General features: G+C 63.0%; 12 protein-coding genes. 3 read left to right on the top strand and 9 right to left on the bottom strand.

Annotated elements, in window-relative coordinates:
• Window positions 1–26: 26 nt before the first annotated feature.
• Both WS54_RS00370 and WS54_RS00365 read right to left on the bottom strand, forming a co-directional pair.
• A complete protein-coding gene (locus WS54_RS00370; RefSeq protein WP_059786356.1) occupies window positions 27–1,961 on the bottom strand; it encodes an SMP-30/gluconolactonase/LRE family protein in 1,935 nt (644 codons plus the stop codon).
• A 451-nt stretch (window positions 1,962–2,412) separates the two neighbouring features.
• Entirely contained in the window at window positions 2,413–3,720 is a 1,308-nt protein-coding gene (locus WS54_RS00365) for a dicarboxylate/amino acid:cation symporter (protein ID WP_059786353.1), read from the bottom strand.
• Window positions 3,721–4,299: 579 nt separating this feature from the next.
• Here WS54_RS00365 and WS54_RS00360 point away from each other — a divergent pair.
• Genes WS54_RS00360 through WS54_RS00350 form a run of 3 tightly spaced genes read left to right on the top strand, consistent with a single transcriptional unit; the run spans window position 4,300 to window position 6,776 of the window.
• The gene (locus tag WS54_RS00360; protein WP_059786350.1) at window positions 4,300–5,454 is read left to right on the top strand and encodes a glycosyltransferase; all 1,155 of its coding nucleotides are present in this window, start codon (window positions 4,300–4,302) and stop codon (window positions 5,452–5,454) included.
• Window positions 5,451–6,011, top strand: coding sequence for a hypothetical protein (locus WS54_RS00355; protein ID WP_059786608.1), 561 nt, complete (start codon window positions 5,451–5,453; stop codon window positions 6,009–6,011). Before WS54_RS00360 ends, WS54_RS00355 begins: the two co-directional genes overlap by 4 nt.
• Window positions 6,012–6,035: 24 nt before the next feature.
• The gene (locus WS54_RS00350; protein ID WP_059786348.1) at window positions 6,036–6,776 is read left to right on the top strand and encodes a polysaccharide deacetylase family protein; all 741 of its coding nucleotides are present in this window, start codon (window positions 6,036–6,038) and stop codon (window positions 6,774–6,776) included.
• A 120-nt stretch (window positions 6,777–6,896) separates the two neighbouring features.
• On the opposite strand, the gene WS54_RS00345 is transcribed toward WS54_RS00350, so the two are convergent.
• From WS54_RS00345 to WS54_RS00315, 7 genes are all read right to left on the bottom strand, one after another.
• On the bottom strand, window positions 6,897–8,144 hold the full coding sequence (locus WS54_RS00345) for a DUF3443 domain-containing protein (protein ID WP_082725202.1): 1,248 nt from the start codon (window positions 8,142–8,144) through the stop codon (window positions 6,897–6,899).
• A 5-nt stretch (window positions 8,145–8,149) separates the two neighbouring features.
• Window positions 8,150–8,641 (bottom strand): DUF2844 domain-containing protein, encoded by a 492-nt coding sequence (locus WS54_RS00340; RefSeq protein ID WP_059503581.1) that lies wholly within the window; start codon window positions 8,639–8,641, stop codon window positions 8,150–8,152.
• 403 nt (window positions 8,642–9,044) lie between these two features.
• On the bottom strand, window positions 9,045–9,770 hold the full coding sequence (locus WS54_RS00335; protein WP_059786345.1) for an OmpW/AlkL family protein: 726 nt from the start codon (window positions 9,768–9,770) through the stop codon (window positions 9,045–9,047).
• A gap of 215 nt (window positions 9,771–9,985) precedes the next feature.
• Window positions 9,986–11,947, bottom strand: coding sequence for an acyl-CoA synthetase (locus WS54_RS00330; protein WP_059786343.1), 1,962 nt, complete (start codon window positions 11,945–11,947; stop codon window positions 9,986–9,988).
• Window positions 11,944–12,900 (bottom strand): fumarylacetoacetate hydrolase family protein, encoded by a 957-nt coding sequence (locus WS54_RS00325; protein ID WP_059503575.1) that lies wholly within the window; start codon window positions 12,898–12,900, stop codon window positions 11,944–11,946. Before WS54_RS00325 ends, WS54_RS00330 begins: the two co-directional genes overlap by 4 nt.
• A gap of 36 nt (window positions 12,901–12,936) precedes the next feature.
• Window positions 12,937–14,007 (bottom strand): VOC family protein, encoded by a 1,071-nt coding sequence (locus WS54_RS00320; RefSeq protein ID WP_059503573.1) that lies wholly within the window; start codon window positions 14,005–14,007, stop codon window positions 12,937–12,939.
• A gap of 7 nt (window positions 14,008–14,014) precedes the next feature.
• Complete coding sequence (locus WS54_RS00315) at window positions 14,015–15,709, bottom strand: bifunctional 3-(3-hydroxy-phenyl)propionate/3-hydroxycinnamic acid hydroxylase (protein ID WP_059786341.1); 1,695 nt, start codon at window positions 15,707–15,709, stop codon at window positions 14,015–14,017.
• Window positions 15,710–15,751 lie beyond the last annotated feature (42 nt).

Raw genomic sequence — 15,751 nt, 5'->3', positions numbered from 1 at the left:
TCACCGCCGAGATCGGCGCTTGCCCGTCACGGCGTCCACCGGTACACGGTGATGCTGTTCCCTTTCACGTTGTTCTTCATCACCACGTACTCGCCGTTCGACCGACGGTATGCGCGGATGCTGTACATCGCATCGATCGCGCTGCTGGTGTCGACGGTCGCGGGGCTCGTGTTGATGAGCGTCGTGTCGAGATTGCCGGTCGTCAGATTGAACGCGTCGACGTTCGGCCACAGCGGCCCGCTGCTGCTGAACCAGTAGCCGACGAACAGGTGGTTGCCCGCCGCGTCGATCGATTTCGCGCCGCTGTGCGGCAGCGTGATCACCGGGTCCGGCTTCGTCGTATTGCCCGCGCGCCAGCCGTGATACACCTCGATGCGCGTGCCGATCGACGTCCAGTCGTTGCTGCCGAGCGCGCCCTGCGCAAGCACCATCGTGTCGCTGTCCGCGAGATAGACGATGCGCGTGAGCGGCTGGATGCTGGCCGGAATGCGGGTCGCGACGCCCGGCCCCCACGACGGCTTGCCGTTCGCGTCGAAGCCGGTCAGCGGGTAATGCGTGATCGCGCCGGTCTTGTCGAGGCCGGCCCATACGCCGCCCTGGCTGTCGAGGCTGAAGCCGCCCGTCACGCGCTGCGTCGTGTTGAACGCCGGGCCCGGAATCGAGCCGTCCGGAATCGCGATGTAACCGTTCGCCGCGTTGAAGTGATAGAAGTAGAAGACCGGCGGATTCTGGCCGGCCGCGACGAGGATCCGGTTCGCGCCGACCGACGTGAGCAACCCGAAGTGTTCGTCGCGCTGCGTATCGCTCATGTTGATGCGCGGGTCCGACGGATACGTGAACGGATCGACGGTGTTCGCGACGAACTTGCCGCCCGCGCTGCCGCTGTATACGTGCGTGCTGCCGTAAAACAGCGCGCCGTCCGTGACCGGGTCCGGCGCGGCGATGCCTTCGAAGTTCAGCGACTGCAGCGTCCAGCGCAGATTGCCGCCGCTGCCGTACGCATGAATGTCGGTCGCGCCGTTGCGGCCGAGATCCCAGCTGCCGCCCCACGGGTTGTTGAGCACATAGAGGTTGCCGCCGCTATCCTTGCCGATCCCGACGATGCGCGTGAAGCGTTGCGGGCCGACCTGCCCCTTGATGCCCGTCGTCGTGTCGAGATAGCCGCCGCGTACGCCGAACGTGCCGGCCAGCGCGGGCCGGCCCGAGATCGAATAACGCTTGATGTTCTGGTCGGGGCCTTCGTCGCCCACCAGCAGTTGCCCGGCCGCCGCATCGACATACAGCGCCGACGGGTGCGAGCCGGCCGGCATCCGGATCGTATTCAGCAGCGCGCCGGCCGGGCTGAAGCCGACGATCGAGCCCGCATTCTTCTGCGCGACCCACACGTTGCCTGCGCCGTCCACCGCGAGTGCGCCCGGCGCCGACACGTCGATGTCCCGCTGCCACACGCCATCGGTGGTGAACACGCGCACGCGATTGCCGTAGAAATCGCTCGCATAGAGCAACGAGCCGGCCGTCGCGAGCCCGGTCACGACGTCGATGCGCGGCTGGTTCGTCGCCGCGCTGATCTGGATGACGCGGTCCCGATACTTCGTCGCGCGGTTGTAGCGCCCCACCGCGCCGCTACCGTACGTCTTGCCGGGCTGCAGCGCGACGAACAGCGATGTCGCGTTGCCGGTGATCGCGCTGCCCTGGAATTCCGAATGCGCGCCGATCGAGCCGATGCTCTTGCCGTTCTGGTAGATCGCGACGCCGCCTTCATCCTCGTCCCACATCGACGCCGTGTAGATCACGCCTTCGGGCGCGACCCACATCGAACGCGCGACGTTGCCGACATGGGCGGCGAGCGTGCCGTAGGTGTTGGCGATCCAGTCGGTGGTATTGCCCGCATATCCGACCGGCGCGATCGTCGCAATCGCGGCGGCAAGCAGTACGGCCCGAATCGGTTTTCGGACGACCATGGCGGATGCTCTCCTGAATGGTGGCGTCATTCACATGAAGGGGCGGCCGGATGGTTTGAAAATCGGTCACACGTAAATACTTCCGCTGAATCATCCGGCCCGGTCGGTATTACATCGGGCACGCATTCGATACTCGGCCACGTCGAGCATAACGTCATATAAATCGAAAAAAATTGCGGACCGCCCGAACAGGCGTGTGTCGCCGATGCAGTGAATGTTCACTTACGGCACGACTCGAGATCGGGAAAATCCGGCTTTTGCCTGCAGGAATAACGCCGCTGAGTCGGTGCGACGTATCGATATGGCAAAGGCGGATAGAACGAAGGGTTGACTCGGCGAATCGGGCGAATCGCCGGATGCGGTCGCGGGAACGACCGGCGGAGCGTGTCGCGCGCCGGCCGGAATCCATGTCGAATCCCGGCCGGCTCGCATCAGTTGCCAGGCGAGGACATCATGCGGACGTCGCCGTCTCCCGCACTTGCGCCTGCTCGAGCCCGGCGTCGCCATCCGAATCCGCCTCGTCGCGCGGCTCGCCAAGCTGCCCTTCCCACTTCGCGACCACGGCCGCCGCGATCGAATTGCCGACGGCGTTGGTGGCCGAGCGCCCCATGTCGAGGAACATGTCGACGCCCATGATCAGCAGCAATCCGGCTTCGGGCAGGTTGAACTGGTTGAGCGTCGCCGCGATCACGACCAGCGACGCGCGCGGCACGCCCGCCATCCCCTTCGACGTCACCATCAGCATCAGCAGCATCGTGATCTGCGTGCCGAGCGGCAGATGGATGCCGTACACCTGCGCGATGAACAGCACCGCGAACGTGCAGTACATCATCGAGCCGTCGAGGTTGAACGAATAGCCGATCGGCAGCACGAAGCTCGAGATCTTGCGGTTCACGCCAAAGCGGTCGAGCGCGTCCAGCAGCTTCGGATACGCGGCCTCGGAGCTGGCCGTCGCGAACGACAGCAGGAACGGCTCGCGGATCAGCCGCAGCAGCGTGAACGCACGCTTGCCGAGGAACGTCACGCCGGCCAGCGTCAGCACGGCCCACAGCAGCGCGAGCGCCAGATAGAAGCTCGCCATGAACTTCGCGAACGTGAGCAGGATGCCGAGCCCTTCGGTCGTGATCGTCGACGCCAGCGCGGCGAACACCGCGACCGGCGCGAACCCCATCACCGCGCCCGTCACCTTCAGCATCACCTGCGCGAGATCGTCGATCACGGCGGTCAGTCGCTTGCCCGCTTCGCCGAGCGCGGACAGCGCGGTGCCGAAGAAGATCGAGAACACGACGATCTGCAGGATTTCGTTGTTCGCCATCGCTTCGGCGATCGACTTCGGCACCAGGTGCACGACGAAATCCTTCAGCGTGAACGCGCCGGTCTTCAGGTTGAGCGCCGCATCGGACGGCGGCAGCGGCAGGCTCAGGTGGCTGCCCGGCTGCAGGAGCGTCGCGGTCAGCAGACCCAGCAGCAGCGACGTGAACGACGCGATGAAGAACCAGCCGAACGCCTTGACGCCCACGCGGCCCACCGCGCTGCCGTCGCCCATCTGCGCGATGCCGACGGTCAGCGTCGCGAATACCAGCGGCGCGATGATCATCTTGATCAGGCGCAGGAACACATCGGACAGCAACGACACGTAACCGGCGACCTCCTTCGCCATCTTCGGGTCGGGAAACGCGCTATGGCAGGCGTAACCCACGGCGATGCCAAGAATCATCGCGACAACGATGTACTTGGTAATGTTGTGCTTCTTTTTCATTAGTGATCCAAATTACAAAGCGTATGTTGCTAACGGCTGGCCCATCATTCGCGTCCGGCTGCGAATCGAAACCTGTGTCTCCAAGCGGGCGACTTGTCCGCTTCGGGCGATCGCCTGGGCGGACAAGGGGGGGCATTCTAACGCAAATGGTGGGCCGGCTTTCAAATCTGAAAGCGACATCGGTTGATTTGCGTCCTGGTGTCGCCGCAAAAAGGATCGTGTCGCCGGTCCGGCCTGCTTTCGGCGCGGTCGGATGCCGGGGAATTCGGGTTGCGGGAAGGTACCGGTCGGGACCGCCGTGCCGGTCGCGATCGCCGGAGATCGTCACATAGGAGACGACACGATCCAGCGATCGCGACACATTCGCACAAAGATGCGCAGACCTCGACACTACGTCACGTAAACGATCTGTAATATTTGGAAATGATTGGCGTTGACGCCATGTCTTGACGTCGACACGCAATCTCGAGCCGGAGACGCGACATCGCGTTCGCGTCATTGCTTCCGTTCCATCAGGTCGAGTCCTTCATTTCATCAGTAATCCTTGTAAATGAAGGGCGGAGAGAAAGCGGCATCGTGATGAACATTCTGTACACCAACTTCCACGGCGATTATGGCGGCGGCCAGGACACCTACGTTCGCGATCTCGCCGTCGCGATGAGCCGCCATCACCGCGTGACCGTGGCGTCGCCGCAAGGCAGCCGCCTGTCGCGACTGCTGAAGGACAGCCCCGACGTGGGCATCTTCGACATGGAATTCAAGCCGCGCTGGAACCGGCTGTGCCGGGAGATCCTGCGGCTGCGTCGATTGATCGTCGCAGAGCGCTTCGACGTGATCCACGTGAACGGGTCCGCCGATCACCGGCAGGTGATGCTGGCGCTGCTCGCGTGCCGGTATCGACCCGCGGTCGTGCTGACCAAGCACAACACCTATCGCGCCAACAGCTTCGGCAACCAGTTGCGCGCGCGGCTGGCGACCGACCATACGATCGCGGTCAGCGACTACGTCGCGAGCATGCTCGCGCTGCGCTCGCCGTACGACAACGTCACGGTCGTCAAGCACGGCGTGCGCCGGCCGGCTGCCGAACGACTCGCAGCCGACGAGATCCGCCGCCGCAAGATCGCGCTGTTCGGCGCGGCCGGCGCGGATGCGATCGTGCTGGGCAGCAGCGCCGGCACCGCGCCCGAAAAAGGCTGGATGGACCTGATCGCCGCGCTCGGCCGCCTGCCCGAAACCGAGCGCGAGCGGTTTCGCGTGCTGCTGGTCGGCGCGGAACCGTCCGGCGAGCAGCGCGCGCAACTCGCGCGGCACGGCATGGCGTCGCGCACCGCGTTCACCGGACGGCTCGACGATGTGCAGGCGCCGTTCTCGATCATCGATGTGTCGTTCGTGCTGTCGTACCACGAGAGCCTGTCGTACGCGTGCCGCGAAGCGATGTCGCTCGGCTGCCCCGCGATCGTGACGCGCGTGGGCGGGCTGCCCGAGAACGTCGAACCGGGCGTGGACGGTTGGGTCGTCCCGCCGCGCGAGCCCGCGGCGATCGAAGCGATCCTGCGCGCGATCGTGCAGGAACCCGGCTGCGTCCGTGCGATGGGGCGCAGCGCGCGGCTGAAAGGCAAGCGTGAATTCTCGTTCGACGCGTTCGTCGACGCGACCTTGTCCGTCTATCAGAAATCGGTTCGACACAACCCGTACCGCTGGGCGACCTCCTTGCGATCCACGCAATGGCGATGAATATCTGGAAGAAGTACTGGGACCTGCGCACGCAGGAATGTCCGTGCGACGTGCACTTCGTCGAATGGCTGGAATCCGTGCGCCTCAAGGGCATCCGCATCTATCACTTCGGTACCGGCGGCCACCACCACGTAGGCGTCGAATGCGCGCGGCCGCATCTGAACAACACCGTCTTCGGCGTGACGGCATCGCCGAAGGAATACAAGTCGTACGTCGATCTCGTCACGCGGCAGCCCGAGGTGAGCAAGACCTACCTCGCGTATTTCGGCGACATCTATACGAGCAATTCGAGCCTGCTGCCGACGTTCGACGCCGTCACGCTGTTTCATCCGTGCGAGTTCCGCGACGAAGCGAACAGCCGCTACGGCGCGAAGACCGACGAAGCCGTGCTCGACCTGTTCGCACGTCATACCGCGCCCAACGGCCACCTGCTGTTCTACAAGGGCTCGTCGGCCTACCGAAAGGCCGAGCCGATCATCGCGCAATGGGCCGCTCGTGCCGATTTCGCCGAGGTCGGCGACTTCAAGTCCCTGCGGATTTTCCGCAAGGCCGCGTAACCCCGCTTTCCTGCGATCCGCCCGATGCTTGCGCACACCCCACGCTATCCGATCCTGATGTATCACCAGATCCGCCCGCTGCCGCCGCCGAGCGACCGGCTGCGCAGCCTGAGCGTCGCGCCCGACGCATTCCGCCGCCAGATGACGCTGTTCAAGCGGCTCGGCTACCGCGGCCTGAGCGTGCGCGAACTGCAGCCGTACCTGCGCGGGGAGCGGCAGGGCAAGGTCTTCGGCATTTCGTTCGACGACGGCTTTCTCAACGTGCTGACGCATGCGATGCCCGTGCTGGACGCGCTCGGCTTCACCGCGACCTGCTACTTCGTCGCCGGCCGGTTCGGCGGCGCGAACGACTGGGACGCGGGCGCCCCGACCGCGCGCTCGCCGCTGATGACGTGCGCGGACATGCTCGCGTGGCGCGATCACGGCCACGAAATCGGCTCGCACACGCTCGATCACGTCGCGCTGTCGCATGTGTCTGCACCTGTCTCTGCGTTTCAGTTGACCGAATCGAAGCGGCAGCTCGAAATGCTGAGCGGCCAATGCGTCGAATCGTTCTGTTATCCGTACGGCGATCTCGACGCACGCGTGCGCGATCAGGTCATCGCTGCCGGCTACGACAATGCGACGACGACCCGGCGCGGATGCGCAGGCGCGGCCGACGATCCGTTTCTGTTGCCGCGGATTCCGGTGGCGGGCGGGGTCGGGGCTGTGAGGCTGTGGTTCAAGTGCATGAAGGGGCGAATAACAGGGTGCGCGCTTGAGTAGATCGACTGGACGAGCCGGTGTCACCCCGATCCAATACCCATCTCCTTCGGCGACTCAATTTCCAACCGATTGCAGATCAATGACAAGTATCTTGATGGGTTGCCGGCCCGCCTCAAGGCATCAGTATGCGACGTAAGGCGCAGAGCCGCCTTCCGCCGAACGATCCAGGCCAAAATAGATCGTTCGACCGTAAAAATATGGCAGCCCGAGATCTAGCCAAGAGGACGAGCCGAAGTGACCTGCGACGTCATTGAATGCATATGTTGAACTCCTCGAGAACAACGTATCTGCGTTAGCAACGGACAGGGAAATCATGCTCACTGTGCCGTCGAGCCCAACCAGAGTCGCAGCATAGGTGGTCGTCGTTGACGGGCAGTAGAATTGCGTGTTCTTGGCACACGCAATCTGCGCCGAGTCATCGAAGAAATTCGCATTTGATCCAGTATCGAAGAACGCGGTGACCTTTCTGGAAAGGAACGCTCCTGGCACATCACCCGTCGTCGTTGACATCAGCTTCGTGGTGGCGCCGAATGCATTGTTGCCTTGAGTGCCGATGCCAAAAATCAACGAGCCCGTCACGCTTTCCCGACCGTCTTCCGAAATCTGCGGCATTTTTACAATCACGCCGTTGTTGTCTGCGGCGAACTGACCGACAGGATTGCTGATCTGTTGCGATAGCGGCACGGTGACTTGTACGCAGCTCGAGTTTCCGTCCGCGCACGAGTAGTAGTTGCTCAACGACGCGACCTTCACACAGGGTGCACCACAATCATAGGGCGCCGGACCAATTCCAAGAATGCCGTTTGCACCAAGAGCCGTGGCCGAGTTCGCAGCTTCATTCCCGTTTGTACACGAACTTGGCACGTTGTCCGTGGCAAGATCGCCGATGATCTGCACCGGCAAGGAACTCGCACGTTCATCGCCAATGGAAAGGTCAATCGTTCGAACCGTGCCCCACGTATAACTCGAAACGAACTTGCCGCATTCGGAAAGCGTCGATCCGTCGTTTGTAGTCGTTTTAGGCAGGCTGTCGATAACGCTTGGAATTGCATTACGTACGATCCGCAAGCCATACGATGCGGTGTCAACGAGCACATTGGACACCACCTGGCAGCGTGACGTTCCGGGCGCACAAATCTTGATGTTGACGGTCGGAATGTTGACGACGCGTGCAACGCCTCGCGCAACCGTAACGATTGCGGTATTTCCGGTGTTGCCGTCCGATGCGCCAGAACTACTGGCGCCCGTTTCGTCGGAACCTGAATCGCCGCCGCCGCACGCAACGAGGAAAGCTGCCGAGACGGTCATCAAGCTGAATATGCTGAACCACCGGACGACCGTACGAAAAATGCTCATGATCATTTTCATGGGAGTTACAGGATATCGTTGCCGGTCAGGCCGGGCGGAAGCGCGGGCGGCAACCAGGCTTGCCCGGAAAATGCCCCCATGTGCCCTCCTGTCTTGATCACGAGATTGCGCGCCGAAACAGATACCGGCGTACGCCAGCCACGAAGTGCATGCGCGGCTTCCACGCCCGCGCTGTAATCGCGAAGATAACCGCCGAGCAACGACGCGAGATCGGGAATCGTCGGCCCTTGCCACGCTATGCCGAAGACGATTCCGTCGCCCGATGTGTATTCGCGAATCACGGTTCCCGATCCGAGCGTAGTTTCACGGACGATGTAAACGGCTGGATTCGCCGTCAGGCCATCGGCCGCTCGATTCGCAGGCCGCATCACACGCACTTTCGCGGCCTGATCGGCGGCGGGCAGCGATATCGGTGCGCCGCCCAGTTCGGCATGCGCATGTGGCGTTGCCAATCCCGCGATGAGCGCAGCGGCGTAAGCATAGCTAATCGACTTCACATTTCCCTCCCAAGCAACACCCGCGTATGACGGTTCGGGACGCCTCCGCTGCGAGTGCGCTCCCTTGGAATCAAGTAACCCTCGACGCCTTGGTCGCCGCGATCGGTAACCAGGCGCCCCACAGGGGCCGGCCACAACATTTATTGACATTAAACTCAATATTGATACTTTTGTCATTTATGTCGATAGAGCGCGTGCTCCAACGTTTCCTAACGTCGGTGTCATATTCATCTTTCGGGTTAGCAATCCTCAACATTCCGATCGCACTCGACGCATGTCGCGAGCAAGGATCACGAAACGTCCGCGGTCGGGCCATGCGCCGCTGAAACTCGACGGCGATCGTCACGTCGCCGCGCTGGGCGGCGACTGCAACATGCGTGCGACGTGTCCTGGCTAATGCGGTTCAGAAGCGGTATCCGACCGACAGGAACGTCACGATCGGATTGACCCGGAATTTGCTGGTGCTCGTGACCGTGCCGACGGATGACCGGGTAGTGAGCGTGGCGCGTGTCGATACCCACGAATACGCCACCGACGCATTGATCGACCAGTGAGAATCGATGTTGTAGGTCAGGCCGCCGTTGACGACGGGCGCAAAGGAATGACTGAGCGACACGGATGTCGGTCCCTCGAGCGCGGTCCCGACGGTCGGCGAGAAATAGATCTGGCCGGTGGAAACGGGATTGCTGAGCTTGATGTTGCTGAACCACGTGTAGGTGACGCCGGCGCCCAGATACGGCCTGAACCGTGCATTCGGTTGGCCGAAGTAGTAGTTGAAGATGATCGCCGGACTCCAGGCCCGCGCGGTCCCCAGCTCGCCGAAACCGCTGAGCGTACCTGCGCCGTTCAAGTGCCATGTCGGCGGAAAACCCATGACTGTCGTCGCCGCGATATGGTCGGTCAGGAAGTACGTTGCGGTCACTCCGAACGTATCGCCGCTTGCGATCTCCCCACCGCTGCCGGTCATCACTTGTGACTGGCCAAGCGCATTGACGGTCAGCGGATCCGCCGCCCCCTGCGGCGCAAAATGGGACCAGCCGGCATTGACCACCCACTGACCGGCTGATTGGGCATGCGCGCCAGAGATGGCCGCGACCAGTACGACGGTTCCTGCGCTGATCCGTTTCATGTTTGTCTCCAGATTTTGGTGTTGGTGTTCAAGAATCGTGAAACCTGTCTTCATCCTCGTGCGCCAGGCATGACTTTCGGGCTGGTCCTGCGCTTATGACACACGAGGCCAAAAGCATCGGGGGCTGCTTCGTCAAGAAAAATCCCTTTCTTCCTTAACTTCGAATTCCTAATTTATTTGCTTACTTCAACCCCAAACGTTCCGAGAATCGACAATCAGTGATGTTCGGGTTCGACAGAAGTCGAAAAGGCAAACGGGAAGCGGCCCATCACCGTATTGGCCTTCGCAATCTGCGCGTGATCGCTCAGCGCCACATGCAGGGTGAGCCCGCGCGACGGGTCGTCCACCATGCTCACCCGCGCACCCTCGACGCCGGCATCCTTCAGCGCGGAGACCAGCGCGTCGAACGTCTCCCATCGTTTGAGTTCGGGCTTGAAGATCTTGCCGACCGCCGTAAGCGGCATCGCATCGACGATATGAATCCGCTTCGGTATCGCGGCGCGCTCGCCGATCATGCTGCGTATGAACGTGTCGAGCTCCGTCTCGGTTGCCGTTGCGCCGGCTTTCAACTGCACGTATGCGACTGGCAGCTCGCCAGCATGCACGTCGGGACGTCCGATTGCCGCAGCGATTTGCACTGCCGGGTGGCGGTGCAGCGGTTCTTCGATCGTCGCCGGATCGATATTGTGACCTCCCCGGATGATGAGCTCCTTGCGGCGGCCCGTGAGCCAGAAGTAGCCTTGGGCATCGCGTCGCGCGAGATCCCCGGTGTTGAGCCACTGCCGGCCGTCGCCGAGATCGAGCCACAGGCTCTTGTTCTGATCTTCCTGAAGATAGCCCGCGAACACGTTCGGCCCGGAAATCGTCAGCACACCGACTTCGTTCTCGACGCAATCGCGCACGTAGCGGCCGGCGTCGTCGAGTATCACCGCCTTCATCATTTGGCCGGGGATGCGCAAGCCGATCGAACCGAGACGCCGTTCGCCGCCTGGCGGATTGACGCTGCTTACGCATGCGCCCTCGGTGAGCCCGTAGCCTTCGAGGATCCGGACCCCGGTGCGATCCTGGAACAGGCGAAATACTTCCACGGGCATCGGCGCGGCACCGCAAAGTCCATATTCCAGCGAGTCGATGTTCCGGCCGTCGACGGGCACGTCGAGCAACGCCGAATACAAGGTCGGCACCGCGCTGAAGAAATTGATCCTGTGGTGCTCGACGATTTCCCAGAATCGTTTGACGACGCCGTCGCCGCGATAGCCCTGTGGCGTACCCAGCACCACATGTGCGCCGCGCGAGAACGGCACCAGGCCGGTTGCCAGCACGGCATTGACATGGAACAGCGGCAGTCCGCAGAACACGGTCTTCCCCGGGCCCATCCCGGCGCCGACGACCTGCCCGACGCTCCAGGCATTGGCCACCTCGTTGCCGTGCCGGCGAATCGCGATTTTCGGCAATCCCGTCGTGCCGCCCGTACAGAAGTAAGACGATATGTCGTCGGCTTCAAAACGCCGTGGGCTCAGCAGCGAATCGCCGGATTCACGCGACATCGCACTGTCGAAGTCATGGATCTCGACGTGGCGCGGAACGGCACCGCGCACGCCCGCGCGCCCGTGCAACCGTTTGCATTCTCGACGCTGCATCGCGCGGGCGGCAATTCGGCGCCACCCCTGCACACGCTCGGCCAGATCGATCAGGACGAGGCTTTGCAGCGATGGCACCTCGCTCAGGATGGGCTGGATCTTCGACCAGATATCCGTTCCCGGAAAAGGCGCCAGCGTCACCAGCACCTTTGCGTTTGCGGCCTTGAGCAGCGATGCGATCGCCGGCCCCTCCAGCAACGGATTGATCGCGCACACGATCCCGGCCGCTTCGCCTCCCCAGATGACGAAATGCGTTTCCGGCAAATTCGGCAGCACGTAGGCGACCACCGAGTGGCGATCGATACCGAGGCGTGAAAACATGTTCGCGGCGCGGGTGATATCCCGCAGAAGCGCCGCATAGTTCCAGCGCAATGGCTTGCGATGATCGTCGGCGCGCAGGAAAAATGACAAGGCCGGCGCGGTCGGGTCGATCGCCGCACCACGGCCGATCATCTCGTAAGTGCTGGCCGGGAGGTCGGCGGGCGGCCCCTGGTTTTCGATCCGAAGCACGTCCGCTTCGGTTGCGATGGCGTTCATGCGAGCTCGTCCACGATTCGGTTGCGTTGCACACCGAGGTCGATTGCCCCGTCCCTGCTCCGGATCCGCGACTCGACCAGATCCCCGGCCTTCAGGTACTGCGGGCGCGCAGCCTGAACCTTCGCGAAGATCCGCCACTTCATGTGCTCCGGCAGCAACGCGGCAACCCGTTGCTTCGCCGGCGACGGAATGCTGAGCGCGCATCCGGACGGCGTGCCCGTTGCAAGCAAGTCACCGGCGTTCAGATCCTGAACCCCCGAAAGCTCCGTGAGCGTTTCGGCCGGACCATACACGAGGTTCGCGGTCGAATCGCTCTGGCGCACTTCCCCGTTCACGGTCAGCGTCAGTGTCAGCGCGCGCAGCCGCGCGATATCGCTTGAATCCAGCAGGCACAGATACGGCCCCACGGGCCCGAACGTCCGATAGCTTTTTCCCTTGTAAAACTGCATTTGAGGAATCTGGATATCGCGTGCGGAATAGTCGTTGACGATCACGAGGCCCGCCACGTACTCGTGCAGGTTCGTGTCCGTGATGGCTTGCCGGGACGTGATATCGCGGCGAAGCACGAGCCCCAGTTCGATCTCGTAGTCCAGAAACCGCACATGTTGCGGCCGGATGACGTCGGAATCGGCGGCGACGATGCAGCTCGTCGCCTTCGTGAAGATCATGTTGAATGACTTCGCATCCGGATTCATGCCGGACTCGATCATGTGCTGGCGATAGTTGGCGCCCTGGCAAACGAACCGTTGATTGCGCGTGACCGGCGACAGCCACTCGACGTCCGATTCGCGAATCGTTTCTCCGTCGAGCGCGGCGAGGTCATCGATCCGATGTGCTCGCACGAATTCGCCGGTCGTCGGGTAGTCGCCCGGTATCGGCGTGATCCGGTGGTGCCTCACCACGCCCCATTGGGCGCGCCCCTGATGCCGGTAGTGCAAGACGTGCAATGCCATGAAGATGCCTCGAACAGGTCTGAGTGAAGATGAAGGTCACGCAAACAGCTTCGCGAGCGTGCGCAGCTTCGCAAACGTGACGTCCGGACTGGCCCGGAGGTTTCGGATCAGCGATGCGATGCTTGCGGCGGTGATCTTCGGTTTGGTGAAGCTGCGCGGCATCCGGGGGCCCCACTGCGACATCGCTTCACGGCTGACTTCGTGGATGCCCGTCGCCACGTCCGCCGTGAACATGTCCCCATCGCAATAGTGTTCGTGCTTGTCGCCCCAAGGGTCCTGCCAATAGTCGAAGACCTGGCTGCCGAGAATGTGACGACCCATCCCCCATGCGTGCGTCCATCCTTTTTCGCTCAACACACGCTGCCCGATCCCGACGGCGTCCGCGTCCACCAGCTCGAATGCCGAGTGGCTGTAAAGCGCTGCGAATCCCTGTGCCAATGCCAGCGTATGGTGATCCGTGGGGGTCGCCCCGCGATCGAGCCGCAAGAACGCGACGGCGGGCGATCCATCCGGCAACACCTGAACGTCGCTCGGGATGAAACCGAAGTGAGACGTGTACCACGCGCAAGTCGCCTGGAAATCGGCGAGTTCGAGCACGACATGACCGAGGCGAATCACTTCCGGCGCCGCCAGCGGCGCACGCTGGGTATCGTTCACGCGAACGATGGAATCGGGCGAGTTGAACGCTAACGCCGACCGGTGCGGCAGGGCGCCGGCCCGCGCTTGTCCCGCGACCGCGTCGACACGAAAACCCGACGGATCGACGAGCGTGACGCGATGGCCGCCTCCGGGCCACGGCGACGGCTCCACATCCGACGCGCCCGGCACGTCGGCAAGCTTTCGCAGTGCGTCGATACCGTCAACTTCAAGCCCGAAGCCGACGAAACGATTTTTTTCAGCCTGCCGGACGACATAGCAGAACGGTGTGGCGGCCGTGCCTCGGAGAAACAGATATTCGCCGTCACGGGATACCGTTCGCAGGCCGAAATCGTTGAGAAATCGTTCGGCCCGTTCGAGATCGGGACGCTCGAACATCAAATAGGAAAGCGCCCGAGCCTTCGTCGTCGGCTGGGGACTCCGTGCGGGTTGTGCAGTCGTGAGCTTCATGGGGGCCTCAGGAAATCGGCTGGGCAATGTGATCGGACAGCGACGACAACGAGGTGCGAGCACCAAGCAATCGCAGGGATTCGAGAACCAGACGGGTCGAGTCGGCCACCGGGCCTTCGTGCAGGACCGTTTTGTCCGGCCGAATCACGGCCGCCCAGCCAAACCGCACGACACCCGGCATGAACGTACCGTCCAGGTCCTCCCATCCGTCGTCCTCGATGCGATGAAGGCGCTGCCCGCGGTGCACGACCTGCACCACGACACCGCCCGCCGCGATCAACGCGGCTCGCGCGCCGGCGTCGAGTTCGACGCCTGGATCCCGTCCGAATCCGATCAGCGCGAGACCACTACCGAACACGTCGTCGCTCAGGCAGATCGTCCCATCGTGCCTGCGCAGCCATCCCTGCGGCAGGGCTGCGCCGCGCACGAGCCGCGTGGACGAATGGCCGGGGACGAACAGACCGCTCCGGAACGCATTCTTCGGCTTGATCCCGAGTTCGTCGAAGTGATTCCGCAGCGGCGGAACGAGCCGCGTCAATCGCATCAGACCATGCGTGAACAACGCGATCCCGGCGTTTCGCGGCATCACGAGCTTGCCCATGAATTTCGCGACGCCGATCATCGCCTTGGCGTGCGGTCGTCGTTCCTGATCGTAGGAATCCAGGATTTTCGGGATTGCGTGGCCTTTGACGACCCACGCCAGTTTCCAGCCGAGATTCGCGGCATCGCGCAGGCCGGCGACGAGCCCCTGGCCAACGAACGGCGGAGTGATATGGGCGGCGTCACCCGCGAGAAAAACGCGCCCTTTGCTGAACGTCGTGACGGTTCGGGCATGAAAACGGTACACGGCCTTGCGTTCGATCACCATGTCCTCGATGCCGCCCCACGGCGCGAGCAGTTCGCGAATGCGTTCGTCGGATTCCATTTCTTCTCGCGTCTCGTCGGGATGGAGCATGAACTCCCAACGCTCGCGCCCCCCGGGGGCGGTCATATGAGGCGTTGGCCGCCGGTGATCACAGATGAACTCGACATGGTCGATGGGTCGGCGCACGTTTCGCGCGTCAACGATCAACCAGTCCTCCGCGAACGTCTTGCCCTTGAAATCCTGTCCGATCAGCTGGCGCACGATCGAGCTGGCGCCGTCGGCACCGACGACGTAGCGGGCGCGCACGACGTGCCGTGCGCCCGGCCCGCTGTCGAGCGTGGCGGCGACGTAATCGGCGTGCTCGTCGAGCGAGACGAGCGTCACACCGAGCGCCATTCGGGCCGTGCGGTGCGCGGCTAGTCGCGAACGCAAGCATCGCTCCAGGTCCGGTTGATAGAACGTCACGAGCTTCGGATGGCCATCGATGCTCCCCAGCGTATTGATGCGCCCGAACTCTCCGAACCAGGGAGAGCGCATCCGGACGTACGGGATCGCCACTGTATCGAGGTCGGCTTCGTTCACCCCGATGTACTGCAGGATGCGAAGCGCGTCGTTGTCGAGCGCGATCGCACGTGGCGCCATGAAGATCTCCGCCGCCCTGTCGACGACAAGCACGCGCACGCCGTCCCGGCCAAGAAGCGCACCGATCGCCGCGCCGACGGGACCGCAGCCCACCACGAGCACGTCTACATCCGACGGCAAGTCGCGGCCGCCCGAAGAGCTCATGCCGTCGTTGCCTTCATGGACGCCCGGCTCGCACGTCAGGTTTGTCTCCACCACCGTTCCATCTCCAGTTCTTGAGACTGGCCACTGCCGGCC

This window comes from Burkholderia sp. NRF60-BP8 (assembly GCF_001522585.2).
GTDB lineage: Bacteria > Pseudomonadota > Gammaproteobacteria > Burkholderiales > Burkholderiaceae > Burkholderia.
Note: the sequence above shows the minus strand (reverse complement) of the source record. Positions and strands in the feature narration are given on the sequence as shown.

Coding starts and splice junctions, on each gene's coding strand:
- WS54_RS00370 (WP_059786356.1), bottom strand. CDS start 1,961: ATGGTCGTCCGAAAACCGATTCGGGCCGTACTGCTTGCCGCCGCGATT.
- WS54_RS00365 (WP_059786353.1), bottom strand. CDS start 3,720: ATGAAAAAGAAGCACAACATTACCAAGTACATCGTTGTCGCGATGATT.
- WS54_RS00360 (WP_059786350.1), top strand. CDS start 4,300: ATGAACATTCTGTACACCAACTTCCACGGCGATTATGGCGGCGGCCAG.
- WS54_RS00355 (WP_059786608.1), top strand. CDS start 5,451: ATGAATATCTGGAAGAAGTACTGGGACCTGCGCACGCAGGAATGTCCG.
- WS54_RS00350 (WP_059786348.1), top strand. CDS start 6,036: ATGCTTGCGCACACCCCACGCTATCCGATCCTGATGTATCACCAGATC.
- WS54_RS00345 (WP_082725202.1), bottom strand. CDS start 8,144: ATGAAAATGATCATGAGCATTTTTCGTACGGTCGTCCGGTGGTTCAGC.
- WS54_RS00335 (WP_059786345.1), bottom strand. CDS start 9,770: ATGAAACGGATCAGCGCAGGAACCGTCGTACTGGTCGCGGCCATCTCT.
- WS54_RS00330 (WP_059786343.1), bottom strand. CDS start 11,947: ATGAACGCCATCGCAACCGAAGCGGACGTGCTTCGGATCGAAAACCAG.
- WS54_RS00325 (WP_059503575.1), bottom strand. CDS start 12,900: ATGGCATTGCACGTCTTGCACTACCGGCATCAGGGGCGCGCCCAATGG.
- WS54_RS00320 (WP_059503573.1), bottom strand. CDS start 14,007: ATGAAGCTCACGACTGCACAACCCGCACGGAGTCCCCAGCCGACGACG.